This window comes from Amycolatopsis orientalis DSM 43388, assembly GCF_000411975.1.
Classification (GTDB): Bacteria; Actinomycetota; Actinomycetes; order Mycobacteriales; family Pseudonocardiaceae; genus Amycolatopsis; species Amycolatopsis orientalis_D.
Genome location: NZ_ASXG01000078.1, coordinates 17107 through 39850, shown reverse-complemented (window position 1 = coordinate 39850; position 22744 = coordinate 17107). Strand labels below are relative to the sequence as shown.

General features: G+C 70.8%; 23 protein-coding genes. 15 read left to right on the top strand and 8 right to left on the bottom strand.

Going from position 1 to position 22744, the window contains the following annotated elements; all coding sequences use genetic code 11:
- Positions 1-78: 78 nt before the first annotated feature.
- A complete protein-coding gene (locus tag L942_RS15310) occupies positions 79-1029 on the bottom strand; it encodes an AraC family transcriptional regulator (protein ID WP_158684472.1) in 951 nt (316 codons plus the stop codon).
- 147 nt (positions 1030-1176) lie between these two features.
- Between L942_RS15310 and L942_RS15305 the strand changes: the two genes are divergently transcribed.
- Entirely contained in the window at positions 1177-2154 is a 978-nt protein-coding gene (locus L942_RS15305; protein ID WP_037360536.1) for a phosphotriesterase family protein, read from the top strand.
- On the top strand, positions 2154-3677 hold the full coding sequence (locus L942_RS15300; RefSeq protein ID WP_037360528.1) for a class I adenylate-forming enzyme family protein: 1524 nt from the start codon (positions 2154-2156) through the stop codon (positions 3675-3677). Before L942_RS15305 ends, L942_RS15300 begins: the two co-directional genes overlap by 1 nt.
- Positions 3678-3809: 132 nt before the next feature.
- Here the strand turns inward: L942_RS15300 and L942_RS15295 are convergent, their stop codons facing one another.
- Complete coding sequence (locus tag L942_RS15295) at positions 3810-4478, bottom strand: TetR/AcrR family transcriptional regulator (RefSeq protein WP_037360525.1); 669 nt, start codon at positions 4476-4478, stop codon at positions 3810-3812.
- Between the two features lie 149 nt (positions 4479-4627).
- Here L942_RS15295 and L942_RS15290 point away from each other — a divergent pair, with 149 nt between their 5' ends.
- Both L942_RS15290 and L942_RS15285 read left to right on the top strand, forming a co-directional pair.
- A complete protein-coding gene (locus tag L942_RS15290; RefSeq protein ID WP_037360522.1) occupies positions 4628-5602 on the top strand; it encodes an SDR family oxidoreductase in 975 nt (324 codons plus the stop codon).
- Positions 5603-5653: 51 nt separating this feature from the next.
- Entirely contained in the window at positions 5654-6319 is a 666-nt protein-coding gene (locus L942_RS15285; RefSeq protein ID WP_037360521.1) for an HAD family hydrolase, read from the top strand.
- 67 nt (positions 6320-6386) lie between these two features.
- Here the strand turns inward: L942_RS15285 and L942_RS15280 are convergent, their stop codons facing one another.
- Positions 6387-7022 carry a LysE family translocator gene (locus L942_RS15280; RefSeq protein ID WP_037360519.1) on the bottom strand — a complete coding sequence of 212 codons (636 nt, stop codon included), beginning with the start codon at positions 7020-7022 and terminating at the stop codon, positions 6387-6389.
- A gap of 249 nt (positions 7023-7271) precedes the next feature.
- Here L942_RS15280 and L942_RS15275 point away from each other — a divergent pair, with 249 nt between their 5' ends.
- Positions 7272-8393: a S1 family peptidase gene (locus L942_RS15275; protein ID WP_037360517.1), complete on the top strand. Its 1122-nt coding sequence runs from the start codon at positions 7272-7274 to the stop codon at positions 8391-8393.
- Between the two features lie 70 nt (positions 8394-8463).
- Here the strand turns inward: L942_RS15275 and L942_RS15270 are convergent, their stop codons facing one another.
- Together L942_RS15270 and L942_RS15265 are read right to left on the bottom strand one after the other, a co-directional pair.
- Positions 8464-9312: a formate/nitrite transporter family protein gene (locus tag L942_RS15270; protein WP_037360507.1), complete on the bottom strand. Its 849-nt coding sequence runs from the start codon at positions 9310-9312 to the stop codon at positions 8464-8466.
- Between the two features lie 166 nt (positions 9313-9478).
- Positions 9479-10096 carry a copper resistance CopC family protein gene (locus tag L942_RS15265; RefSeq protein WP_081655077.1) on the bottom strand — a complete coding sequence of 206 codons (618 nt, stop codon included), beginning with the start codon at positions 10094-10096 and terminating at the stop codon, positions 9479-9481.
- A 246-nt stretch (positions 10097-10342) separates the two neighbouring features.
- On the opposite strand from L942_RS15265, the gene L942_RS15260 reads away from it, so the two are divergent.
- The 5 genes from L942_RS15260 (at position 10343) to L942_RS15240 (ending at position 14102) form a co-directional block, all read left to right on the top strand.
- Complete coding sequence (locus L942_RS15260) at positions 10343-10957, top strand: hypothetical protein (RefSeq protein WP_037360505.1); 615 nt, start codon at positions 10343-10345, stop codon at positions 10955-10957.
- Between the two features lie 4 nt (positions 10958-10961).
- Positions 10962-11876, top strand: coding sequence for a copper resistance D family protein (locus tag L942_RS15255; protein ID WP_037360503.1), 915 nt, complete (start codon positions 10962-10964; stop codon positions 11874-11876).
- Between the two features lie 25 nt (positions 11877-11901).
- Positions 11902-12900 carry a cupredoxin domain-containing protein gene (locus tag L942_RS15250; RefSeq protein WP_037360499.1) on the top strand — a complete coding sequence of 333 codons (999 nt, stop codon included), beginning with the start codon at positions 11902-11904 and terminating at the stop codon, positions 12898-12900.
- Positions 12901-12969: 69 nt separating this feature from the next.
- A complete protein-coding gene (locus tag L942_RS15245) occupies positions 12970-13473 on the top strand; it encodes a hypothetical protein (protein ID WP_037360700.1) in 504 nt (167 codons plus the stop codon).
- Positions 13470-14102 (top strand): cupredoxin domain-containing protein, encoded by a 633-nt coding sequence (locus L942_RS15240; RefSeq protein WP_037360496.1) that lies wholly within the window; start codon positions 13470-13472, stop codon positions 14100-14102. Before L942_RS15245 ends, L942_RS15240 begins: the two co-directional genes overlap by 4 nt.
- Positions 14103-14150: 48 nt before the next feature.
- Here L942_RS15240 and L942_RS42020 read toward each other — a convergent pair whose 3' ends face one another.
- On the bottom strand, positions 14151-17069 hold the full coding sequence (locus tag L942_RS42020) for a trypsin-like serine protease (RefSeq protein ID WP_158684471.1): 2919 nt from the start codon (positions 17067-17069) through the stop codon (positions 14151-14153).
- Positions 17070-17238: 169 nt separating this feature from the next.
- Positions 17239-18105, bottom strand: coding sequence for an XRE family transcriptional regulator (locus tag L942_RS15225; RefSeq protein WP_158684470.1), 867 nt, complete (start codon positions 18103-18105; stop codon positions 17239-17241).
- Positions 18106-18232: 127 nt separating this feature from the next.
- Between L942_RS15225 and L942_RS15220 the strand changes: the two genes are divergently transcribed.
- From L942_RS15220 to L942_RS15205, 4 genes are all read left to right on the top strand, one after another.
- On the top strand, positions 18233-19147 hold the full coding sequence (locus L942_RS15220; RefSeq protein WP_037360490.1) for a hypothetical protein: 915 nt from the start codon (positions 18233-18235) through the stop codon (positions 19145-19147).
- A gap of 124 nt (positions 19148-19271) precedes the next feature.
- Positions 19272-19796: a CHAP domain-containing protein gene (locus L942_RS15215; protein ID WP_037360487.1), complete on the top strand. Its 525-nt coding sequence runs from the start codon at positions 19272-19274 to the stop codon at positions 19794-19796.
- A 14-nt stretch (positions 19797-19810) separates the two neighbouring features.
- On the top strand, positions 19811-20674 hold the full coding sequence (locus L942_RS15210; RefSeq protein ID WP_037360485.1) for a poly(ethylene terephthalate) hydrolase family protein: 864 nt from the start codon (positions 19811-19813) through the stop codon (positions 20672-20674).
- Positions 20671-21465 carry an SGNH/GDSL hydrolase family protein gene (locus L942_RS15205; protein WP_037360482.1) on the top strand — a complete coding sequence of 265 codons (795 nt, stop codon included), beginning with the start codon at positions 20671-20673 and terminating at the stop codon, positions 21463-21465. Before L942_RS15210 ends, L942_RS15205 begins: the two co-directional genes overlap by 4 nt.
- 75 nt (positions 21466-21540) lie before the next feature.
- Here the strand turns inward: L942_RS15205 and L942_RS15200 are convergent, their stop codons facing one another.
- Positions 21541-21981 carry a VOC family protein gene (locus L942_RS15200; protein ID WP_063695774.1) on the bottom strand — a complete coding sequence of 147 codons (441 nt, stop codon included), beginning with the start codon at positions 21979-21981 and terminating at the stop codon, positions 21541-21543.
- 95 nt (positions 21982-22076) lie between these two features.
- On the opposite strand from L942_RS15200, the gene L942_RS15195 reads away from it, so the two are divergent.
- Positions 22077-22595 carry a MarR family winged helix-turn-helix transcriptional regulator gene (locus L942_RS15195; protein ID WP_037360480.1) on the top strand — a complete coding sequence of 173 codons (519 nt, stop codon included), beginning with the start codon at positions 22077-22079 and terminating at the stop codon, positions 22593-22595.
- Positions 22596-22744 lie beyond the last annotated feature (149 nt).

The following is a 22744-nucleotide window of genomic DNA, read 5'->3' as shown; positions in this document are numbered from 1 at the left end:
GGCCGTTCCCCGGAGGCCGTTGCCGCGAATGCGGAACGAGCGGTGATTCCTGGCCGTGGGCGCAACCCCAGCGTCCGCTCAACGGAAGGAAGCAGTTTCCCCGCGGGTTTCGCTCGGAGAACAGCCGAAGTGCGCACGGTAGGCGTGGCTGAAGGCGCTCGGGGAGGAGAAGCCGACGGACGCGGCGACGGCGGCTATCGTCTGGCCGGCGAGCGCTGGGTTCGACAGCCTCGTGCGGGCCAGGTCCAAGCGCTCTCGGCGGATGAGTTCCGTCGGGGTGGTGCCCGCTCGGGCCAGTACGGTCTGGACGTAGCGGGTCGACCAGCCGACCGCGGCGGCGATCGCGGAGACGCACAGGTCGGGATCGGTCGCGTGTTCGCGGATGTGGCGGCGGACCGCGTCGAGCACGGTGTCGCCGGTGGAAGGCTCGGCCGCCGCGCCGTCTCTGGCGAGGCAGAACAGGTCGACGACCCGGTCGCAGCCGGCGTCGAAGTCGGGGCCGGACAGGTGCGCCCGCTCGCGCAGCAGGGTTACCGCGAGTTCCCGGCTCGCCCGGGCCAGTCCGGTGCTCCCGAACACGCGATGGCCGCGGATCGCTCGCGGGCCGAGCCGGTTTTCGACGCGGTCGGCCGGCACCAGCAGGGTGAGCGCGGCGGCATCGGCTCCGTGGCCGCACTGGAACGGGACGTCGAATGGCACCAGCGCCATTTCCCCCGGCCGGAGCTGCCGCACGGCGCCGTCCGGCCCGACGTTGAGGCTGCCGCGCAGGGGGACGAGCAGCTCGTAGTGGCCGCGCGGATCGCGACGGACGTCGCGGGCCCGGCGGGTGACGAGTTCGGTGTCGCCGGTCCAGCCGATGAGCTGGTAGGTCGGAGTGTGCTGGCGGACGAGCCGCGCCCGGTAGACGTCGGTGTCGAAGGCGAAGTCGAAGCGCCCGTGCGCTGCCCGGCACCAGTCCCGCCACGCGTCCTGTGCCGCGGCCCCGACGGTCGTGCCGTCGCCCACGGCTAGGCTGTCCAGCTGGTACACCGTCGTCACCTCCTGGCGGTTCCGCCGAGCATAATTGCCTCCGTGCGCGTTCGCGACAGAACTGTGCGCGCCCGCGAATGACGCGCCCGCCTCCCGGGAGTTTCACTCCCTGGCAACCAGTCAACGACGACAAGGCGGAGGCAGCCCATGGTCGCGACCGTTCGCGGGCCGGTCAGCACCGATCAGCTCGGACCGACGTTGATGCACGAACACGTTTTCGTGCTCACCCCGGACATCCTGGCCAATTACGGGCACGACTGGTGGAACGAGGACGAACGCGTCGACGACGCGGTGGCCAAGCTGCGCGCGCTCAAGGCGGCGGGCGTCGACACGATCGTCGATCCGACCGTGGTGGGGCTCGGGCGCTACCTCCCGCGCATCCAGCGGGTCAACGCCGAGGTCGACCTCAACATCGTCGTCGCGACCGGGTTGTACACGTTCGACGAGATCCCGCACTACTTCCACTACCGCGGCCCGGGCGCGATGTTCGACGGGCCCGAGCCGATGACCGAGCTGTTCGTCAGGGACATCACCGAGGGCATCGCGGACACCGGCGTGCGCGCGGCGTTTCTCAAGGGCGTGGTCGAGGAACGCGGCCTGACCCCGGACCAGAAACGCGTCCAGACCGCGATCTGCGAGGCGCATCTGGCCACCGGCGCGCCGATCACCGTGCACACCAACTCCGCGCACCAGACCGGGCGGCTCGCCATCGAGTTCTACCGCGAGCGCGGCGTCGACTTGACGAAGGTCGTGATCGGACACGCCGGGGACACCAACGATCTCGACTATCTCAAGTGGATCATGGACGCGGGGGCCACGATCGGCTGCGACCGGTTCGGCCTCGACCTGTACAACCCCACCGCCGACCGGGTCGCGACGATCGCCGCGCTGTGCGAGCAGGGCTACGCCGACCGCATCGTCCTCTCGCACGACGCGGCCTGCTACATGGACTTCTTCTCCGGCGAGGAGTACCAGCGACTGCTGAAGCAGGCGGTGCCCAACTGGAACTACCTGCACATCAGCGAAGACGTCCTGCCCGCGTTGCGCGAGCACGGCGTCAGCGACGAGCAGATCACCGTGATGATGGTCGACAACCCGCGCCGCTACTTCACCGCGGGGGCGTGATGACCGAGACCAAGCACGGGCCGTTCGACCTGACCGGGATCACGCGCGGACCCGACGGCGTCGCGCGGTACGACCGCCTGCCGGCGTCGCTGGTGGCCGCGGTGCGGGCGGCTGTCCAGGCGCATCCCGAGGTCGAGGCCGTCGTGGAAGTCGACGGGCCTCGGCTGACTTACGCGCAGTTGTGGGAACGCGCGTCCGAAGTGGCGGGCGGCCTCCGAGAGCGGGGAATCGCTCCCGGCGACCGCACCGCCATCCTGCTCCCCGCGGGTGCGGACTGGGTGTGCGCGTTCCTGGGCAGCGTGCTCGCCGGGGCGATCGTCGTGCCGGTGAACACCCGGTTCGCCGATCCCGAGGTCGAGTACGTGCTGACCGACTGCGGCGCGGCATACGTGTTCCGGGAGGGCGAACCGCTGCCTTCCGGTCCGCCGACCGTGCACGACGAGGCCGTGCACGCCGACCCGGCCGCGATCTTCTACACCAGCGGCACCACGGGATTTCCCAAGGGCGCCATCACCACTCACGAGAATTTTCTGTCCAATGTGGAGACCGCGATCCGGGTGCTCGAGCTGGACCGCGCCGCCGGGCCGTCGCTGCGCAACCTGATCTCGGTACCGCTGTTCCACGTGACGGGATGCAACACCCAGCTGCTCGTCCAGCTCTCGCTCGGCGGCACGACGGTGATCCTGCCCGCTTTCGAGACCGCGACGTTCCTCGCCGCGATCGCGGAGGAGCGAATCAACATCCTCGTCACGGTGCCGGCCATCTACCGGCTGGCGATCGCGCACGCGGACTTCGCGGCACTCGACACCGGCGGCGTGCTCCGGGCGGCCTACGGCGGCGCGCCGATCGCACCGGCGTTGGTCGCGCGCATCAAAGAGGCGTTTCCGTCCGCCAAGGTGGGCAACGGGTTCGGGCTGACCGAGGTGGCCTCGATCGCGACCTACCTGCCGCACGAGTGGTCGACCGAGCACGCCGATTCGGTCGGCTTCGCCGTGCCGGTGGTGGATCTGGCGGTCGCCGACCCCGATCCGCGCACCGGGGTCGGCGAACTCCTGATCCGGGGCCCGAACCGCGTTCCCGGTTACTGGAACAAGCCCGAGGCCACGGCGGAGGCGATCGTCGACGGCTGGCTGCACACCGGCGACCTCGCCCGCATCGACGGCGAGGGCCTGGTGCACGTCGTGGACCGCGCCAAGGACATGATCAACCGCGGCGGCGAGAACGTGTACTGCGTCGAGGTCGAGAACGCGCTGGCCGGCGCGCCGCACGTCGCGGAGGCGGCCGTCGTCGGGGTGCCGGACGACGTGCTGGGCGAGAAGGTCGGCGCGGTCGTGGTGCCGTCGTCGGACGCGTTCGACGTCGCCGCGATGCTGGATTACCTCGAGCAACGCCTCGCCGACTTCAAGGTCCCGCAGTACGTCGCCGTGCACCAGGTGCCCTTGCCGCGCAATCCCGGCGGCAAGGTGCTCAAGAAAGCGCTGCGCGACCAGACGGCATGGGGCGCGCCGGTACGAGGACGGTGACTGCTGCCTGGGATCAACGGGCGGCAGGCGAGATTCCTTGGCAGCACCGGTGATTCCGGGTTCGTGCCCTCGCGCTAGCAGGCGCTCTCGGGTACCGGTGTAATCCGCTGCGCGGCCGGCGTGGCGCGGGTGTTATCGGTGCGGTTGGTTGAGCAGGCCGTCGGTGATCAGGTCGGCGAGTTGGCGCGCGGTGTGCGCCTGGGTTTCCGGGGTGACGGGCTGGGGACGGCCGAGCCGGTGGGCGAGCGGCAGTTGCATGAGGCCGGCGACCGGGCTGATGACGGCGAAGAAGAGCACGTCCAGCGGCACGGCGGGGAGGCGGCCGGCTGCCCTGAGCCGTTCGAGGGCGGGGATCAGCGGTTCGAGGGTCGGGGCGACGTAGTTCTCGTACAGGTAGTCCAGGCGTTCGGATTCGCGGCCGAATTCGTCGGCCAGCAGGCGGCCGAAAAGCGGTGTCCGGACGGCGGATTGGTAGAAGTGGGCGATGACGGCGCGCACTCGTTCGGCGTCGTCGAGGTCGGCGTCGAGCAGGTGCCGGCGTTCCCGCTGGTCGTTCTCCAGGACCGAATCCACGACGGCGCGCCAAAACCTGGCTTTGGAGCCGTAGCGGTCGTTGATGAAGTTGTGGCTGACGCCGAGGCGTTTCGCGAGTTCTCGCGCCGAGGTCCGCTCGTAGCCGAGTTCGGCGAAGGCCTCCATGCCGCGCCGGAGGATTTCGGCCTCGGGCGGTCTCGGGGGCGTGCCCGCTCCGGGACGCCCCGGTCCCCGCGCCGCGGACGTCGCCGGTTTCCCTGCCGCCATGGTGCCCGTGCTCCTCGCTGCTCGGCCGGGCCGGGGACGCGCCCGGCTTGACACCTGTCAGATTACCCTTAATCTGACAGATGTCAGATAAAGCGGGGGTTTCCGTCGGCCCAGCGCGCCGGCCCGCGGCATCGGCAGGAGGAAGCGCCATGGCGAAGACCGCACCGGACCTCGTGGTTCCCGATCTGACCGGCAGGCTCGCGGTGGTCACCGGCGCCAGCGACGGCGTCGGCCTCGGCATCGCGACCCGGCTCGCCGCGGCGGGCGCGGAGGTCGTCCTGCCGGTGCGCAACCGGCGCAAGGGCGAGGCCGCGCTCGCGACGATCCGGGGGCGGCACCCCGCGGCCGAAGTCTCGCTGCGCGATCTGGACCTCTCGTCGCTGGGCTCCGTCGCCGAGGCGGCGGGCCGGCTGGTCGAGGAAGGACGGCCGATCCACCTGCTGGTGAACAACGCCGGGGTGATGACGCCGCCCGCGCGGCAGACCACAAAGGACGGTTTCGAGCTGCAGTTCGGCACCAACCACCTCGGGCATTTCGCCCTCACGGCCCAGTTGCTTCCGCTCCTGCGCGCGGGCGGCGCGCGGATCGTCTCGCAGGTCAGCGTCGCCGCCGATCAGCACACGATCAACTGGGACGATCTGCAGTGGGAGCGGAAGTACCTCGGCAACCAGGCCTACAGCCAGTCGAAGATCGCGGTCGGCCTGTTCGGTCTCGAGCTCGAGCGGCGCAGCCGGGACGGCGGCTGGGGAGTCACGAGCAACCTCTCCCATCCCGGGGTGGCGCCCACGAACCTTCTCGCCGCGCGCCCGGAGGTCGGCCGCGCGGGCGTCACGGTGCGGGGGCGCTTCATCCGTGCGCTGTCCGCCCGCGGTCTCCTGTTCGGGACAGTGGAGACGGCTGCGCTGCCCGCGCTCTGCGCCGCGACGTCGCCCAGCGCCGAAGGCGGGCGGCTGTACGGGCCCAGCGGTTTCCGTCATTTCTCCGGACCGCCGGCCGAGCAGAAGCTGTATTCCCGCTTGCGCAGCACCGAAGACGCCCGCCGGCTCTGGCGGATCTCCGAAGAACTGACCGGGGTGCGCTTCCCGGACGTGCGCACCGGCGAGAAAGCGCACCAGGACCGCTGAACCCGGCTTGGCGAAGCGATTAACTTCCGCGACCCTGGGTAACCAACGCGAGTGACTGCTTCCCCCATCGCCGTCCTCGACATCGACGGGACGCTCATCGATTCCAACTACCACCACGCCCTCGCCTGGTATCGCGCGCTGCGGTCGGTGGACGCGGTGTACCCGGTGTGGCGGCTGCACCGGCTGATCGGGATGGGCGGGGATCAGCTCGTCACCGCGGTCGGCGGGGAGGAGCTGGAGCGCCGGGCAGGCGAGCGGGCCCGGGAACGGCAGGGCAAGGAGGTCGACGCGCTGCTCGACGAGATGTCCCCGTTGCCGGGCGCTCGCGATCTGCTCGTGGCGATCAAGGAACGCGGCCACCGGCTGGTGCTCGCCAGTTCGGCGCAGCAGCGGCACGCGGAGGTCTTCCTGGACAAGCTCGACGCCCGCGACCTCGCCGACGACTGGACCACCAGCGCGGACGTCGAGGAGTCCAAGCCCGCTCCCGATCTGCTGCAGGCGGCGCTCAAGAAACTGGGCGCGCCGCCGGACGCGGCGGCGGTGATGGTCGGCGACTCGGTGTGGGACGTGGAAGCGGCGAAGAGAGCCGGAATGCCCGCGATCGTTGTGCGGTCCGGAGGTTTCGGCGACGACGAACTCCGCGGGGCTGGCGCTGTCGCCCTCTACGACACCCCGGGGGATCTCGCGAAGGCGCTGGACGACACTCCGCTCGCCTGAATGCTTTGCGGCGTGCCAGCGAACTCAGCGTCCGCCGATCGCGGTGGGCCCGCGGCTCCGCGAGAGGTCACCCGGCGGGGCGCTCGACGGCGAGGCCGACGCCGAACGCCGTCAGGATCGCGCCGCCGGCGCGGAGGATCACGCGGGTAACCCGTGCGTTGCGCAGCAACCTGGCGGCGGCGCTGAAGACCGGGGCGTAGCTGCTCAGGGACAGGAATCCGAGCACCGCGAACGCCGAACCGAGGACCAGGGTGTCGACCGGTCCCGCGCCCTGGTGGAGGAACTGGGGGATGACGCTGGTGAAGACGATGACGGTCTTCGGGTTGGACAAGTCGCTGAGAAGCCCTTCCCGGAACGCGCGCCACCCGCTGCGCGGCCGGGCGGTGCGGAACGCGGCCAGGTCGGGCCCGGCGAAACCGGCCGAACCGCGGGTCAGCAGCAGCTTGGCGCCGAGGAAGATCAGGTAGGCCGCGCCCAGGTACCGGACCACGTCGAAGGCCACCTGCGAGGACACCAGCAGCGCGGTCAGGCCGGCGACCGACGCGCCCGCCCACACCAGGTCGGCGGCCAGCACTCCCAGTGCGGTCAGCAGGGCCGGACCCCGGCCGCGGGCCACCGCGCTCTTGAGGATCAGCATGACCGCCGGACCGGGAATGACGACCAGAAGCACGGACAGGGCCGAGAAAGCGACGATCGACGACATGGGGGCATTATCCCCGGCATGCGGACGATCCGGGACAGTTCGACGGCACTCTGGGATGGCCGGGCTTCCGGGCGCGTCTGAGCGGCGGCATCCGGCCGAATGCCCGGAAGTCCGTCCCGCGGTGGACGAACGGAGCAGCCGCGGCGACAGGTTTCGGACAAAACCGGGCCGCCGCTGGACCGGCTCGGGCCGGGCTCCCCACACTCGGTCGGCAGTGGGTTTCTTTCCCCCGGCCTTCGAGGAGTTCCGATGCGTCGAAGAATCACCCTCAGCCTCACCGGTGCGGCCGTGCTCGCGGCGAGCCTCGCCGCCGTGCTCCCGCCCGCCGCCCAGGCCTCGCCCGGGCTGGTCGCGGCCATGCAACGGGATCTCGGCCTCAGCGCCGGGCAAGCGCAAGTCCGGCTCCGCCAGGAACTGACCGCGTCCCGGCAGCTGCCCGCCGCCCGGCAGGCGGCCGGCGCGGCGTTCGGCGGGGCCTGGTTCGATCCGGCTCTCGGCAAGCTGGTCGTCGGCGTGACCGATCCGGCCGCGGCCGACGCGGTTCACCGCACCGGTGCGGAAACCGTACCGGCGCGCGTCACCGCAGCGGCTCTCGACGCGGCGAAGACGGCCATCGACACCGCCGCGAAGGCGAACCGCGCCCCGGCCGAGGTCAGCGGCTGGCACGCGGATCCGCGCACCGGAAGCGTGGTCGTCACGCTGCAGCCCGGAGCACACGGCCCGGCCGTTGACGCCTTTCTCGCCCGCGCCCGCGAAGCAGGCCCGGTGACCGTGGCGACCGGGGCGCGGCCGCGGACGCTCTCGGCGGGCACCGTCGGCGGAGATCCCTATTACATCAACGGAAACACGCGCTGCTCCATCGGTTTCTCAGTGCACGGCGGGTTCGTCAGCGCCGGGCACTGCGGCAGCCCGGGCAGCTCCGTCGTGGGCTGGGACAACTCGGCGATGGGCACGTTCGCCGGATCTTCCTTCCCCGGCAACGATTACTCCTACATCACCATCGGCAACGGCTGGTGGACCGCTCCCGTCGTGCTCGGCTGGGGCACGGTCAGCGACGTGATCGTGCGCGGCTCGTCGGTCGCGCCGGTCGGCTCGTCGATCTGCCGCTCCGGCTCGACCTCGCACTGGCACTGCGGCACCGTGCTGGGCCTGAACGAGGCCATCAACTACGCCCAAGGCGCGGTCTACCAGGCGACGCACACCAACGCGTGCGCGGAACCCGGCGACTCCGGCGGCTCCTTCATCACCGGGGACCAGGCCCAGGGAGTGACCTCGGGCGGCTTCGGCAACTGCGGTTCCGGCGGGGAGACCTGGTTCCAGCCGGTGAACGAGATCCTGCAGACCTACGGCCTTTCGCTCGTGACCGGCTGACGCGTCCGGACCGCGGGGGCCGGCCTCTCCGGAAGGCCGGCCCCGCGGTCCGTCGCCGGCCGCGCACCGGTCAGCTGCCGGTGGTCGCGAGTTCCTCCGCCGCCGGGACCGGGGGAGCGCTCGCGCGGGACCGGCTGCCCAGCACGGCGTACGCGGCTCCGACGAGAAGCCCGCCGCCGACCAGGTTCCCCAGCCCGACGAACAGCAGGTTGCGGCCGAACGCGCCGATCGTCGCGCCGGGCACGCCGTCCAGGAGGCCGAGGGAGAAGGTCGTCATGTTGGCGACCACGTGCTCGAAACCGGAGCTGATGAACGCGAGCAGGCACCAGAAGATCAGCGCCAGCTTCGCGCCGTCCGACTTCGTCCGCGCGGCCATCCACACGGCGAGGCAGACCAGGAAGTTGCACAGCACCCCGCGGAAGAACAGCGCGCTCGCGGATTCCGCGGTTTTCGTCTTGATCAGGCTCGCGAGCAGGGCCGCGCCCGGGCCGGGATGTCCGGCGGAGGCGCCGATGGAGAGCACGCCGCCTTCGTGCACGAGCCAGGCGAAGACGACCGAACCGAGCAGGTTGCCGACGAAGGACACCACGATCACCGCCGCGGCCGCGCCGACGCCGCGCCGCCGGACGAGAACGCCCTGCACCATGGTCATCATGTTTCCGGTGGACAGTTCCGCGCCGCCGAACACCACGGCGGTCAGCGCGATTCCGAACACCAGGCCCTGCACCGTTTTCGTCCACGGCGAACTCGCCGCGTTGAGGGGCCCGGTCGCGGACAGCAGCAGCACGACCGCCACGCCGATGAACGCCCCGGCGAGCATCGAACTCACCAGGTAGCGGCCGGGGCGGCGCAGGTCGTCGATCTTTCCGTCGGCGACGTCGGCCTGCAGGTCGAGAGCTTCGGGTACGGGAATCGGCATGAGGCAAGCCTTTCGGGCAAGGGGCGGGTACGCCCGGCATTCGATCGCGCGGACTCTGCGTCCCGGTAGCGCGGTGATCAGCATCTGGTGTCCGAGTGCGCACAGCCCGCGGCGGTCGTGGTGAATTGCCCCGTCCGGCAGTCAACCGGACATAGCGGGCAGCAGGTCAGTCTCGCGACGGGCCGCGCGAAATGCGGGCCGCGACGATTCCGCCCGCGATCAGCAGCACCGCGGCCGCTGCCACCCACACCCACGGCGGCACGTCGCCCTCGCCGGCCGTCGATGCCGCGGCGGTGGACGGCGGCGGCGCGGGCGAGGCGGGCGCGGGTGACGCGGGCGCGGCCGAGGCGCCCGGGCCGGGCTTGGTCAGTGTGAAGGAGTACGAGCCGGACACCGGATGCCCGTCGGCGGAGACGATCCGATAGTCCACTGTGTACTTTCCAGCCGGGCCGAGCGGTTTCACCGGCGCGGACAATTCGGCTCCGGCGACGGTGGCCGCGGCGGACTCCCAATGCGTCGCGCCGTCCGGACCGACCACGGTCAATTCGGTGAATCCGCTGTCCAGAGGTTCATTGAAGGTGAGCACGATTTTCGCGGGCGCGGTCGCGATCGCGGAATCCTTCGCCGGAGTGCTCGATTCCAGAAAGCTGTGCGCGTCGGCGGCGGGGTTCGGGAAAAGGGTCGCGAGCAGGCCGAAAAGAATTGCGGAAAGAAGGCGGATGCCGCGTCCGGTTCGGCGCGGCCGGTCTCGGCGGGCGGAGGACGTGGTGGATGGCAATCGCATGAACCCTGCTTCCGGAAGGGGATAAGTGTCGGATCGGGATGGTCTCGACAACCGGTTGTCGGCAGTGCGTCGGATGCGCAACGGCTGCGTTAAATAATTCTCACTGCTCGGGCGAGCGCGAGTTCACCGATTGCCCGCGGTTATTCGGAGGGCAATTTTACGTTGCTGTCATGGTCGCGTCGGCTCCGGAAACGCAGCGTCTGGTGTGGTGCTCACTCGTCGTGCTCCATCCGCCCATCGGGAGGAATGATTGTGGTGGCTTCAGCCGGGCGTGGACTTCGCCGGGATCACGTGGTCGCGGCCAGTCTGGCGGGCGCGGTGGTGATCGTGGTCGGATACGCGTCGGGAATCGGATTGAAAACGACCGCGGCGAGCGGCGGTCCGGTGCCGGCCGAGCCCGCCCCGGCGCAGGCCGCGCCCGCGCCGCAGCAGGCACTGCCCAACGGAGACCTGCCCCCGGCGGGTGCGGTGCAGCCGATGCCGCCCGTGCCCGACGGCGGTCCCCCGCCCGCCGAACCGCCCGCCTCCGCGATGCCGATGCCGATGCCGGACTCGCCCACCGGAGGACCCCCGGCGCCGACCGGGGAAATCCCGCCGCCGTCCGGCGATCCGGCGCCGCCCGGCCCGACGGAAACGCCGCCGCCGAGTCCTCCGCCGACCGGGACGCCGACGTGCCAGCCCGGTGCCGTGCAGCCGGTCCTGAAAACGGTCAGCGGATTGCCGCTCGTCGGCGGCCTCGTTTCCGGCGCCGGGCTGACCGGTCCGGACGGAATTCTCGCTGCCCTTCTCGGTTCCTGCCCGGCTCCGGCGAGCCCGGCGCCGTCGCCCGCGGCGACCCCGGCCCCGTCGAGCGGGGGCTGAACCGGTGGATCTCGGCTCCGCGAAATTCTGGTACGTCGCCGCCCGGTGCACGGACTACGCCGGGCTGGCCCTGTTCGTCGGCGGCATGGTCTTCCTCGCGCTGCTGTGGCCGGCCGGGGCGGATTCCCGTCGCGCCCGCGGGGTGCTGGCCACCGGCTGGATTCTCGGCTTCGCCGGGACGGTCGCCGGACTCGGGCTGCAGGGCGCGTGGGTGGCCCAGCGGCCGCCGGGCGACCTGTTCGACCCGGCCCTGCTCGGCCAGGTGCTCGACAGCCAGTTCGGCCGGATCTGGTTCGCCAAGGCGCTGCTGTGGGTGCTCGGCGGAGTGGTCCTCGCCGACGTGCTCCAGCGCGGCGAACGGGCCGCGCGGTCGGCGGGATGGCGGGTCGGCGCGGGCGTGGTCGCCGCGGGGCTGCTGCGCACGACCGGCTTGACCGGGCATTCCGCGGAAAGCGCGCGTCCGCTGCTCAGCCAGCTGGCGGATTTCGGGCACCTCGCGGGCGTCTGCGCGTGGGTCGGCGGGCTCGCGATGCTGCTGTTCGGCGTGCTGTCCCGGCGCGATCCCGGCGAACTCGCCTCCGTCGTCCCGCGGTATTCGAAGCTCGCCCTGGTCTCGGTCCTGGTCGTGGTCGGCGCGGGCGTCGTGCTCGCGGCCGGGACGCTGGGCGACCCGGGGCGGCTGTTCACCTCCGGCTACGGCCGGATCCTGCTGACGAAACTCGCGGCGCTCGCCGTGGTCCTGCTCTTCGCCCAGGCGAGCAAGAGCTGGGTCGCGCGGCGGCTCGACTTCGCGGTGGTGCTGCGCGGCGACGCCGGCGCGGTCCGTCCCTTCGTTTATTCCGTCGCCGCGGAAGCCACGCTCGTCGTCGTGGTGCTGTTCGCGGCGAGCCTCCTCGTCACCGCCAGTCCCGGCCGGTGAACACCCCTGGAAAGGAATCTCCTTGATGGACAACCCGGAACCCACCCCCGCTGCCGCCGAAACGCGGCCGGACGCCCCGCCCGCGGAAGGCCGCCGGCGCCGGTGGCCGATCGCGGTCGCGGTCGTCGCGCTGGCGTTCGCCCTGGTCAGCCTCACCACGTTGCGCACGGGGCAGCAGACGGCTCCGGTCGCCGCGCCGAGCACGCCCCAGGTCGATCTCGCCGCGCTGGCGAAACAGAGTCCGCTCGCTGTTCCGCTGTACCAAGGGCTCGCGCAGCAGCAGGGCGGAGCTGCGGCACCGGCTGCCTCGGCCAGCTCGGCCAAATCGGTCGAGATGAGCGGGTACAAGTTCTCCCCGGCCAGCCTGACCATCTCCGCGGGCGACACGGTGACGTGGACCAACCACGACAGCGCGCCGCACAACGTCGTCGTCACCGACGGGCCGGAGAAGTTCACGTCGCCGACTCTGCAGACCGGCGGCACCTTTTCCCACACCTTCACCAAGGCGGGCACTTACTCCTATTACTGTTCGATCCACCCGGACATGAAGGCGACCGTGACCGTGCAAGGCGCGGCGCCGTCGTCGCCGACCGCGCCGCCGTCGTCGTCCTCGACCCCGACCGCGCCGTCCAGCCCGACGCACACGATGCCGATGCCCACCGACACTCCGCCGGGCAACTGCGTGCCCAAGGGAGTGCTGCAGCCGATCCTCGACCACGTCAAGGCCGCGCACCTGGAGGAGTCGCCGGGTCAGCAGGTGACTGATCTGCTGAATCTGGACCAGTACATCAAGACGCACACCGTGTGGCTGGAAAGCGTGCTCAAACCGGTGCTCGACGGTTCCGCCGACAAGGTCGTCACCGACACCCTCGCGCCGATCATCGCGCACATCAAGTCCGCGCATCTCGAGGAGTCGCCGGGCCAGCAGGTGACTGATCTGCTGAATCTGGACCAGTACATCAAGACGCACACCGTCTGGCTGGAGAACGTCCTGACGCCGCTGCTCAACCAGGCGTCCTGCTGACCCGTGCCCACCGGTCCGGGGCGGGCCGCCGCGCCCGCCCCGGACCACCGCTTGACCTCGGAGGACTTCGTGCCCACTGACACCCGGTTCCTGCCCTCGGCGGGCAGCCTCGCCGCGGACCCCGGCGTCCGCCGGATCCGGCCCGATCGCCGCGTGCTGGAGCTGACCCTGCGGCTGTGCGGAATCCCGTTGCTGCGCGGCCGATTGACCGTACGCCGAGCCGAATTCGCGCGGGGCTCCCTCACCGCCGACATCGACGGCGGCTCGTTCCGGACGCGCGTGCCGTTGCTGTCCTCGATGGTCACCCGGGAACTGGGCCAGGTGCGATTCAGCGCGGAGGAAATCGCCGAACAGCCGCCGGCCGAGTTCGCCGGACGGCTGGAATTCGGCGATTCGACCCGCGATCTCGTACTGGGCGGTGAAGTTCGCGAGGCAGGGGAGGGTTGCGTCATCCTCTGGCTGCGCGGAACGTTGCCACCGCCTCGCCGTCCTCTTCGGACAGTCGGCCGGACCGTGCGCCTCCTCGCGCGGCGGCCGATCCACATCGAATTCGCCGGGGAGTTCGTACGGTGAAACGCTTTTTCGCTCTTCTGGCTGTCGCGGTCCTGTGCCTGCTCACCGCACCCCTGATGGCACCGGCCGCCGCGGCTACGCAGACGGTGATGATGCAGGATTACGCCTACGCGCCCGCGTCGCTGACCGTGCACGTCGGCGACACCGTCACCTGGATCCAGCACGACACCGCGCCGCACGACGTGGTCACCACGAGCGCGCCGGTCGCGTTCCGCAGTCCGCAGCTGTCGCAGGGGCAGAGCTGGAGTTACACCTTCCAGACTCCTGGTACCTATGCTTACTACTGTTCCGTGCATCCGGACATGCGTGCGCAGGTCATCGTCCAGCCTGCTCCCGCCCCGCCGCCACCACCGGCCACTCGCACGTCCGCCGCCGCACCCGCTTCCCGGCCCGCGTCCGCTCCGAGCCGTACTGCTGCGGTGGTGCCGCCGGTAGCGTCCGCGCCGCCGTCGTCGTCCACAGTGGCCAGTTCAGTCGTGCCGAGTACGTCTGCCGCGGCACCGACCTCGGCGCAGCCGGTCGCGCAAGCGGCGGCGACTACCAGCATCGACCCGAAACTGCTCGTCGCGGGTCTGGTGACGGCGGTCGCCATTGGTTGTCTGTTGCTGTTGACGTCGCGGAAAGCGTGAGGTGCCGCCCCCGGAGTGGGGACGGCACCTCGTTGCGGGAGAAGGAACTCAGCCGAATACGAACCAGAAGAACGTCGTCTTGGCGGTCTTCCCGGCTGCGTCAGTGACTGTGACCGTCACCTGCCTGCTGTCCGCACGGGTCGGCGTCCCGGACACGACCCCGGTCGCCGGGTCGAGCGTCAAGCCCGGGGCGAGTGCGGTCGAGGACCACCGGTACGGGCTGACCCCGCCGGAGGCCTTGAACGGCAGGTTCACCGCTTTGCCGGTCCAGCTGTTCTGGTTGCCCGGGTCCGCCACGGCCAGGATCGCGGGCTGCCCACCGGTGACGGTCAGCTGGTAGTGGGCCGTCTGCGTCGATTTCGCGCTCTTGCCGGAGATCGTCACGTCGTACGTCCCGGCCGGGGTGGTCGCGCTCGTGGCGATCGTGAGCGTCGAGTGGCCGCCGAGATCGACGCTCGCCGGGCTGAACGTCGCCGTCGCGCCTGCGGGCAGGCCGGCGGCGGTCAGGCTGATCGCTCCGGCCGGCGGCGGGTTGTCGCCGCCCGGCAGGTGCGGGGCGAGGTCCGCGGCGTAGGTGGAAACCCGGGCGTAGACGGCGTACCAGTCGCACGAGGTCGACATCCACGAGAACACTCCGACGACCGTGTTGCCGACCAGATACGGCCCGCCGCTGTCACCGATGCACGCGCCCGCGTGGTGATCTGCGTACCCGGTGCACAGCATCGCCGGGGTCTTGTACTGCTCCTGCCCGTGCGGATCGGTGAACCGGCCCTTGCAGGCGCTGTCCTCGGCCACCGGCACCTCGGCTTGGCGCAGCACGTTGCTGTAGGTGTTCGCGCCGGTTTCGCCCCAGCCGATCGAAATCCCCTTCGTGCCGGGTGCGTCGAGGCTCGGGTCGGTGTTGAGCTTCGGGTACGTCGTCCCGGCGGGCACCGGCAGGTCCCGGTCGAGGGTCACGACCGCGACGTCCGCGCCGGCGCTCCAGTCCGTGTAGCTCGGGTGCACCCATTGCGAGGCGATTTCGGCGGTGGTGCCGGTGTTCTGGGTGAGATCGTCATCGCCGTAGACGAACCATTTGTGCCCGGGCTTCTCCAGCAGGCAGTGCGCGGCCAGCAGCACGGTGCGCGGCCCGAACAGCGTGCCGGTGCAGGACTGCTGCCCGGGGAAGGCCGAACCTTCGCGGCGCATCGAGACGATGAACGGGTGCTCCGCAGTCGTGGTCGGGGTGCCGCCCACGACGCTCGGCGCCGACTTCAGCGAAGCAGCGTCGGCGGTGACGGTCGTGCTGACTGAACTGCCTGCGGCGACGCTGCCGGAGGCAGGCGAGGCGGACAGCGAGAAGTCCCGCGCCGGAGGCGGGGTGTCGCCGCCGGTCAGTTTCGCGGCCAGCGCGTCGGCTTTCGGGGAACCCCAGCCGGTGCACAGGTCGTAGCCGGTGCCCGCGTTGTAGGTGCCGTTGCTGCCCGAGGTGACGTCGTGGAACGTCGAGGCGTAGTCCGCCGAACCGGCGATCTTGTAGATGCTCGGGTTCAGCTGGCCGAGCCGGGATTTGCCGCCGCTGAGCGATTTCTGGTTCAGCATCGCCGCGTAACCCGCCCAGAGCGGGGACGACAGGCTGGTGCCGCCGACGTCGAGCCAGCCGCCGTTCAGGTACACCGACAGCGCGCCGGCTCCGTAGTCGGCCACCATCGAGACGTCCGGGACCGACCGGTATTTGTTGGTGCCGGGCTGCCAGTCCGGCCGGTCGTAGATCTGGGAATACCCGCCCCCTGACCGGGTATTGCCGCTGCCGCCCTGGTTCCAGCACGATTCCGACTGCCACGTGCCCGCGCTGTCGGACGTCCGCAGCTGGGTGCCGCCGACGCCGGTGAACAGCGGGTCGCTCGCCGGGTAGTCGGCCTGGACGGTTTTGTTGTCGCCCTGGTAGCCGCAGCCGGTGCCGCCCCAGTCGCCGGACGCGGAGAACATCGTGACGCCCTGCGCGGCGAGCTGGGTGTAGGAATCGTGCGAGGCCGCGATCGGGCTGGACTCGCAGAGCTCGCCGTTGAGCCACGACCCGGAGAGGACGGTGATCTTGTTGTCCGAGGCGATCCGCGCCATCTCGTGCACCCACGCCTGGTCGGAGTTCGGCGCGGAGTAGACGACCTGCTTGGCCTTCGGCGCGGTCGCCGCGACCGCCTGGATGTCGAGCGTGACCTCCATCTGGTCGCTGCCCGGATTGGACACGCCGCCGTCCACCTTGACGACTTCCGGCGTGACGGCGGGCTGTTTGAAGTACTGCGTCCAGCCGTCGATGTCGGACTGCTTGAAGGTGTCGAACTCGATCAGCCCGACCGTTTCACCCGAACCGTCGTAGCTGGCGGAGGTGCCGGTCATGCTGTAGGCCGCGCGCAACTGCGCCGGGGTGTAGCCGCCGCCGGGGCCGGACGGGCCCGCCGGCGCGCTGGCCCGGTGCGCGGCGGGCCGGTTCGTCAGGCCGGTGACGCCGCGGACGACGGCGGCGAGGTCCGCCGGGACCGCGGTTGCCTTGGTGGCGTTGAAAAACCGCTCGCCGGCGGCGGAACGGAAGCCGGAAATCGAGGTGCTGAAAGCGGTTTCCACCTCGCCCGGCGTGCCGGACGCGGTGACGACCTGCCGGTTTCCGGTGACGTCGTCGATGCGCAATCCCTTGCCGGTCAAGTACTTCCGCACCTGTTCGACGGCGCTGGCGGTAGGCCCGAACCGCTCGGTGTATTCCGCCGCGGTCAGGTAATGGCGGTAGAGCGGGGAGTTCGGGTCGGCCGTGGCGGCGACATACCGCTCGGCTCCGGCCGGGTCGCGGGGCTTGAGCGCGACGGACACGGTGACCTGGCCGGGCAGGGCGGAACTGTCCGCGGTGGCGCCCGCGGGGACAGCGGGTGCCGCGTTCAGCGGGACCAACGGCGGGGCCGCCGTAGCCGCCGGCGGGGAAAGGGCTGCGGTCGTCAAGAATGCGGCGACGAGGAGAGCTGGACTTCGCATGTGCGCTCCGGAGAGGTGAGGAGGAATACCGCACTGCGCACGGTAAGAACCGCGTTCCGGGGTCTGCCACGAAAAGTGGAAACCACGCCGTGTCGACCAGGTTTCGGCTGGTCAGCGTGCTGTGTTCACAGAATTGCTACCAGGTCCACTCGACGCCGATGATCCCGGCGCGGACTTCCTTCGCCGCCAGCGTCACCGCGCCGCTCCCGGTCGCGCGCAGTTCTTCCACCTTTCGGCGCGGTGCGGCGAGATCGCGTTGTTCGAAACGGCGAATGCTTTCCGGAACGTGCGAACCGAATCGCACCCGGCAGGTGTAGAGCGGAGCGGGCCGGGTGAGCCGGCGGTGGTATCCCAGCGCTGGCCGGCCTCGCGGGAACACGAATTCGTACTCCGCCGTCGCGACCTCGCCGGCCCGCAGTTCCCGGTCGAAGAACAGTTCGGCGACCAGCAGCCCGCTGCCCGCGTCGACCCGGGTCCGGCCCGCGCGGCAGCAGTGCCCGGCGACGAAGCGCGGAGGCTGCCGCGCGCGGTCGTCGGTCTGGTAGTAGGCGGCCATCCGGACGACCCCGTCGACTGCGGCCTCGGCCACCACGCGCACTCTGAGCAGCCGTTCCTGGCGGTCGTCCACGAGAAGCTCGTCGTGCACCGACCACAGCCGCACCTGGTCCTCCGGCGGCAGTTCGAATTCGAGCGACGCGGGACGCACCGACGGCCACAGCCGGCGCCGTTCGAGCAGGGGAGTCCGCTGGAGACGGGAGCCCGGCCGGTCTTGCGGCCCGAGCAGCGAGGTGAGGCCGCCCGCGCCCAGCCCGAGGACCTGCTCGAGTTCGACGACCGCGTGCAGCGACGCCTCGCGTCCCGGCAGGGAGCGCCCGGTCCGCCAGTACGCCAAGGCGCTGCGCGACACCGTCACCCCGCGGGCGGCCAGGTGCTCGCGCAGCCGGTCCAAGGTCAGTCCGGCGCCGCTGATGGCGGCGTCCAGCGCGCTGGCGAACGACGGCACGACGTCCACTGTGGCGCGCCCGGGCCCGGCCGGCCAGGGTCGTTCGTCGGATACCCGTGGCGTGCGCAGGGGAAATGCGGACTTTCGGAGGTTCCGGAGCGCCGGTGCGGGAGATCATCCTGAAAACGTGACTCGGCCTTCCGCGGGCTCGTTCGCGGTCACGCTGGACACCGCGATCGAGGAATCCGGGCTGTCGCTCGACCGGCTCCAGCACCACCTCGCCGCGCGCGGGGTGCGGCTTTCGCGCTCGGCGCTGTCCTATTGGCGGCGCGGGCGGTCGCAACCGGAACGCGAGACGTCGATCGCCGCCGTCGCGCAGCTGGAGGCGGTGCTGAGCCTCGAACCGGGGACGCTGACGTCGCGGCTCGGCCCCAAGGCGCCGCGCGGGCGGTGGCTCGGCGAACCCGCCTGCCGGATCGAGCGCCGCCGGCTGTGGCCGCAGCTGCGGGCGTTCTCCGCCGAGCTGAAACCGCCGCCGGACGGACAGCTGTCGTTCTGGTCGATCCACGACCGCATGCTGCTCGACGAGCACGGCGGCGAGCGCGCGCTGCAGGTCCGGATGATCGCCGAGGCCGCCGTCGACGGCGTGGACCGGCTGATGACCTACTACCAGGCCGATTCGTTCCTGACCGCCGACCCGGTTTACCGCTACGTGCGCGCGGCGCGGGTCGGCCGGGTCTGCGTCGACCGGGAAACCGGCATGTTCGCGGGCGAACTGCGGCTGGAGCACGCACTGGAACTGGGCGAGGTGACGATCGTGGAGTACGAGATCCGGTTCCCGCCCGGACCGCCGATCGACCACTACCACCGCCGGTTCACCCGGCCGGTCGCGGAATACGTCTGCCAGGTGAGCTTCGGCCCGCGGGTGCCGCACCGGGTCCGGTCGTTCGAACAGCGCGGCCTCGGCGGTCCCGAACATCCCGGCAGCCCGCTGTCCGCCGGCGCCGCGCACACGACGACGTTGGCGTTGCGCGACGTCCGTCCCGGCATCTACGGCACCGGATGGCAATGGGGAAACCGGCCGGCCGCGCCAATTCTGTGAACAGCCGCGCCCGACCAGGGAAGACGGTCCGCGGCGGACCAGTCGTCCACAAAGGTCTGGTTCGCACTTGATCAGCGACTTACCGTCACGGCGCATTCACTCCCCGAACAGGAAGGGCATCCCCATGCGCCGACCCTCCCGCGCCGTTCTCGCCCTCGCCGCCGCGGCCGCCTTCGCCGTCAGCGGCACCGGCACCGCGCACGCGACCACCGCTCAGCAGACGTCGATGGCCGCGCACTACGGCACCGTCCCGGCCTCGTCGACGGCGGGAACCATCGGTGACATCTACCCCGCGAAGTGGCGGAACGTCCCGCAGGACTCCGTCGTCGACGACTGGAACATGTACAACCGCGAGTGCGTTTCGTGGGCGGCCTTCAACATCGCGCGCCACGGCGAAAGCGCGAACAACTACGGCGACGCGAAGTACTGGGACGACAACGCCCGCAACCACAGCTACCGCGTCGACAACACCCCGACGGCGGGCTCGATCGCCCAGACCGACAACGGCACCTACGGCCACGTCGCGATCGTCGACAGCGTGCACGGCGGGACGGTGACCGTCGAGGACTACAACTGGACCGGCGACGGGCACTACCTTGTCCACGACGTGAGCGCCTCCTCGTTCCGCTACATCCACTTCTACAACTGATCCCGGAGCCCGACATGCGTTCGTTCAGCCGGAGATCCGTCCTGGCGGCGACCACTGCGGCGGTCGCCGTCGCGCTGGTGCCGGAGGCGGCCGCGGCGGCTCCGCCCAGCCCCGCGGCCACCGCCCGCGACTACGAAAAGGACGGGCCGCACCAGCCCGTCAAGGCCGCCGGCGACGGCGCGCACACCCTCTACTACCCGGCGGACCTCGCCTCGAGCACCGCCAAGCACCCGGTGCTGATCTGGGGCAACGGAACCGGCGCCACCGTCGACCAGTACGAAGTCCTGTTCACCCATCTCGCCAGCTGGGGGTACGTCGTCGCCGCGGCGAACACCGGACAGTCCGGCTCCGGCGAGGAAATGCTCGCCGGGGCGAAGTACCTGATCGCCGAGAACGCCCGCTCTGGCAGCGTTTTCCACGAACGCGTCGCCACCGGGGAGATCGCCGCCGCGGGCCACTCCCAGGGCGGCGGCGGTGCCCTCGCGGCCGGTGCCGACCCGCTGGTCAAGACGACAATCCCGATCATGCCGGGACCGCAGGGCAGGGTGAACGCGTTGCACGGTCCGGCGTTCTTCGTGTCCGGGCAGGCGGACATCATCGTCCCGGCGCCGTACGTCCGCGCCCGGTTCGCCGCGTGCGACCAGGTGCCGGCCGTCTACGGACAGCTGCGCGGAGCCACGCACTTCCTGCAGGGCGACACGCGGTACCGCCTCGTCGGCGCGGTCACCGCCTGGCTGCAGTACCACCTGGCCGGCGACCAGGCGGCGAAGAGCGTGTTCTACGGTCCGAGCCCCGGACTGCGGCAGGACACCGCGGGCTGGTCGGATTTCGTCCGGAACAGCCGAGCTGACGGTGTGCAGGCGGGGGTGCGCTCATGAACCGGAAACCGGTCGCCCGCTGGGCCGTCGCGGTCGTCGCGTTCGCAGCGGCGGTCCTCGGGTGCCCGTCGGCCAGCGCCGCCCCGGCTCCGACGTCGATGGCCGCGCTGGGCGACTCGATGACGCGGGCGTTCAACACCTGCCTGCTGCCGTGGACGGACTGCGTCCGCAATTCCTGGGCCACCGGCACCGCGATCGACAGCTACTACCAGCGGTCGCGGATGCCGGCCGGCGCGAACCACAACTTCGCGGTGAGCGGCGCGCGGATGAACGACCTGCCCAGGCAGGCGAAAGCCGCGGTGGCGAGCCGCGTCGGCCTGGTCACCGTGCTGATGGGCAACAACGACGCCTGCAGCGGCGGCACCAGCGTCGAGACGTTCGCGGGCCAGTTCAAGGAGGCGATGAGCACTCTGCGGCAGGGGCTGCCCGGCGCTCAGGTCAAGGTGGTGTCCATTCCGGACATCTACCAGCTGTGGGACATCCTGCACACGGACAAGTCCGCCGTCGCCAAGTGGGGCACCTTCCACGAATGCGACGCGCTGCTGGCGAATCCGACCTCGACCGCCCCGGCCGACCAGCAACGGCGCGAAGCTTTCCGGCAGCGGATCGTCGATTACAACGCCGAACTGGCCGCGGTGTGCGCCGAGTACGCGCAGTGCGAATACGACGGAGGAGCGGGCTTCGCGGCCCGGTTCGATCCGAGTGATGTGTCCACTGTGGACTATTTTCACCCGAGTGTGCAGGGGCAGGCCTTGATCGCTGACGTGGCCTGGAAATCTTTGGGTTACTGATCGCCGGTTGCGGTGCCGCTCTCGAAGAGCGGCACCGCAACCGGATGTCTTCGAAACAGCAGCGGCTCCCGGGCTTCAGCCCAGTTCCTGGGCAAGCCCCACGACGATGTTCTCCGGACCCCGGACATAACAAAGCAGATAGATGTTCTCGAACTGCACCACCTCGTCGACCAGTTCGGCCCCGTGCGCCCGCAGCCGGGCGAGGGTGTCTTCGAGGTCGTCCACCGCGAACATCATGCGGCGGATGCCCAGCGTGTTCGCCGGGGCGTTCCACGGTTCCGGGGCGACCGCCTTCGGCTGGTGGAATTTCGCCAGTTCGACGCGGCCGGGGCCGTCCGGGACGCGCAGCATGGCGACGTCCTGCCGGACGTCCTTCAGGCCGACCACCCGTTCCGCGCCGGTCCAGTCCAGCGGGCCTTTGCCTTCCCGCTCCAGCCCGAGTTCCACGAAGAACGCGATGACCGCGTCGAGATCCTCGACGACGATGAGGACGTTGTCCATCCGCTTGACCGCCATCGGGTCACCCTAGCCGCATCCGCCCCCGTGCGCGGGCCCTTCAGAAACCTTAGTGGTGCTATTCTTAGCGCGAAGCTATTCACGGGGGGTGCCGGATGCCGAAGCGTACCGAGCCGGACGAGGTCGACGAGATGCTCGCGCAGTGGCGCGCGGAGATGCCGGAGGTCGACACGTCGCCGCTCGCGGTGTTCGGGCGGTTGCATCGTTCGTTCGACCGGTATCAGCGGCAGCTGACGCGCGTGTTCGCCCGGCACGGGATCACGGTGGCGGACTTCGGGATCCTCGCCGCGCTCCGCCGGGGCGGGGTGCCGTACCGGCGCACGGCGGGCGACCTCGCCGACACCAACCTGCTCACCACCGGCGGCATCACGCAGCGCGTCGACAAGCTGGTCCAGGCCGGGCTCGTCCGCCGCGAACGCGACGAGGACGACCGGCGGGTCGTGTTCATCGGCCTCACCGAGGAAGGGCTCGCGGCCACGGACAAGGTGGTGCACGAGCATTTCCCCAACGAAAACCGCATGCTGGCCGGGTTGACCGCGGCGGAACGGGCACAGCTGGCGAAACTGCTGGGGCGGCTGGAGCGGTCGCTGGACCAGGCCGAGTTCGGCGACTGAGCTTCTCTCCGCGGCGGTGGTGCCGCCCGGGATTCCCCGGCGCGGTCCGCGCGGAGCGGGTGTGCGGGCGCGACCGGTCCTGCGGCGGGGACCTTCGTGCACGCCTCGCCGGCGGGGAGGTCCGGGAGGGGAAACCGCAAGGACCCTGC

Coding starts and splice junctions, on each gene's coding strand:
- L942_RS15265 (WP_081655077.1), bottom strand. CDS start 10,096: ATGCGATTGCCATCCACCACGTCCTCCGCCCGCCGAGACCGGCCGCGC.
- L942_RS15210 (WP_037360485.1), top strand. CDS start 19,811: ATGCGTTCGTTCAGCCGGAGATCCGTCCTGGCGGCGACCACTGCGGCG.
- L942_RS15280 (WP_037360519.1), bottom strand. CDS start 7,022: ATGTCGTCGATCGTCGCTTTCTCGGCCCTGTCCGTGCTTCTGGTCGTC.
- L942_RS15290 (WP_037360522.1), top strand. CDS start 4,628: ATGGCGAAGACCGCACCGGACCTCGTGGTTCCCGATCTGACCGGCAGG.
- L942_RS15260 (WP_037360505.1), top strand. CDS start 10,343: ATGATTGTGGTGGCTTCAGCCGGGCGTGGACTTCGCCGGGATCACGTG.
- L942_RS15270 (WP_037360507.1), bottom strand. CDS start 9,312: ATGCCGATTCCCGTACCCGAAGCTCTCGACCTGCAGGCCGACGTCGCC.
- L942_RS15275 (WP_037360517.1), top strand. CDS start 7,272: ATGCGTCGAAGAATCACCCTCAGCCTCACCGGTGCGGCCGTGCTCGCG.
- L942_RS15205 (WP_037360482.1), top strand. CDS start 20,671: ATGAACCGGAAACCGGTCGCCCGCTGGGCCGTCGCGGTCGTCGCGTTC.
- L942_RS15215 (WP_037360487.1), top strand. CDS start 19,272: ATGCGCCGACCCTCCCGCGCCGTTCTCGCCCTCGCCGCCGCGGCCGCC.
- L942_RS15195 (WP_037360480.1), top strand. CDS start 22,077: ATGCCGAAGCGTACCGAGCCGGACGAGGTCGACGAGATGCTCGCGCAG.
- L942_RS15305 (WP_037360536.1), top strand. CDS start 1,177: ATGGTCGCGACCGTTCGCGGGCCGGTCAGCACCGATCAGCTCGGACCG.
- L942_RS15250 (WP_037360499.1), top strand. CDS start 11,902: ATGGACAACCCGGAACCCACCCCCGCTGCCGCCGAAACGCGGCCGGAC.
- L942_RS15200 (WP_063695774.1), bottom strand. CDS start 21,981: ATGGCGGTCAAGCGGATGGACAACGTCCTCATCGTCGTCGAGGATCTC.
- L942_RS15300 (WP_037360528.1), top strand. CDS start 2,154: ATGACCGAGACCAAGCACGGGCCGTTCGACCTGACCGGGATCACGCGC.
- L942_RS15295 (WP_037360525.1), bottom strand. CDS start 4,478: ATGGCGGCAGGGAAACCGGCGACGTCCGCGGCGCGGGGACCGGGGCGT.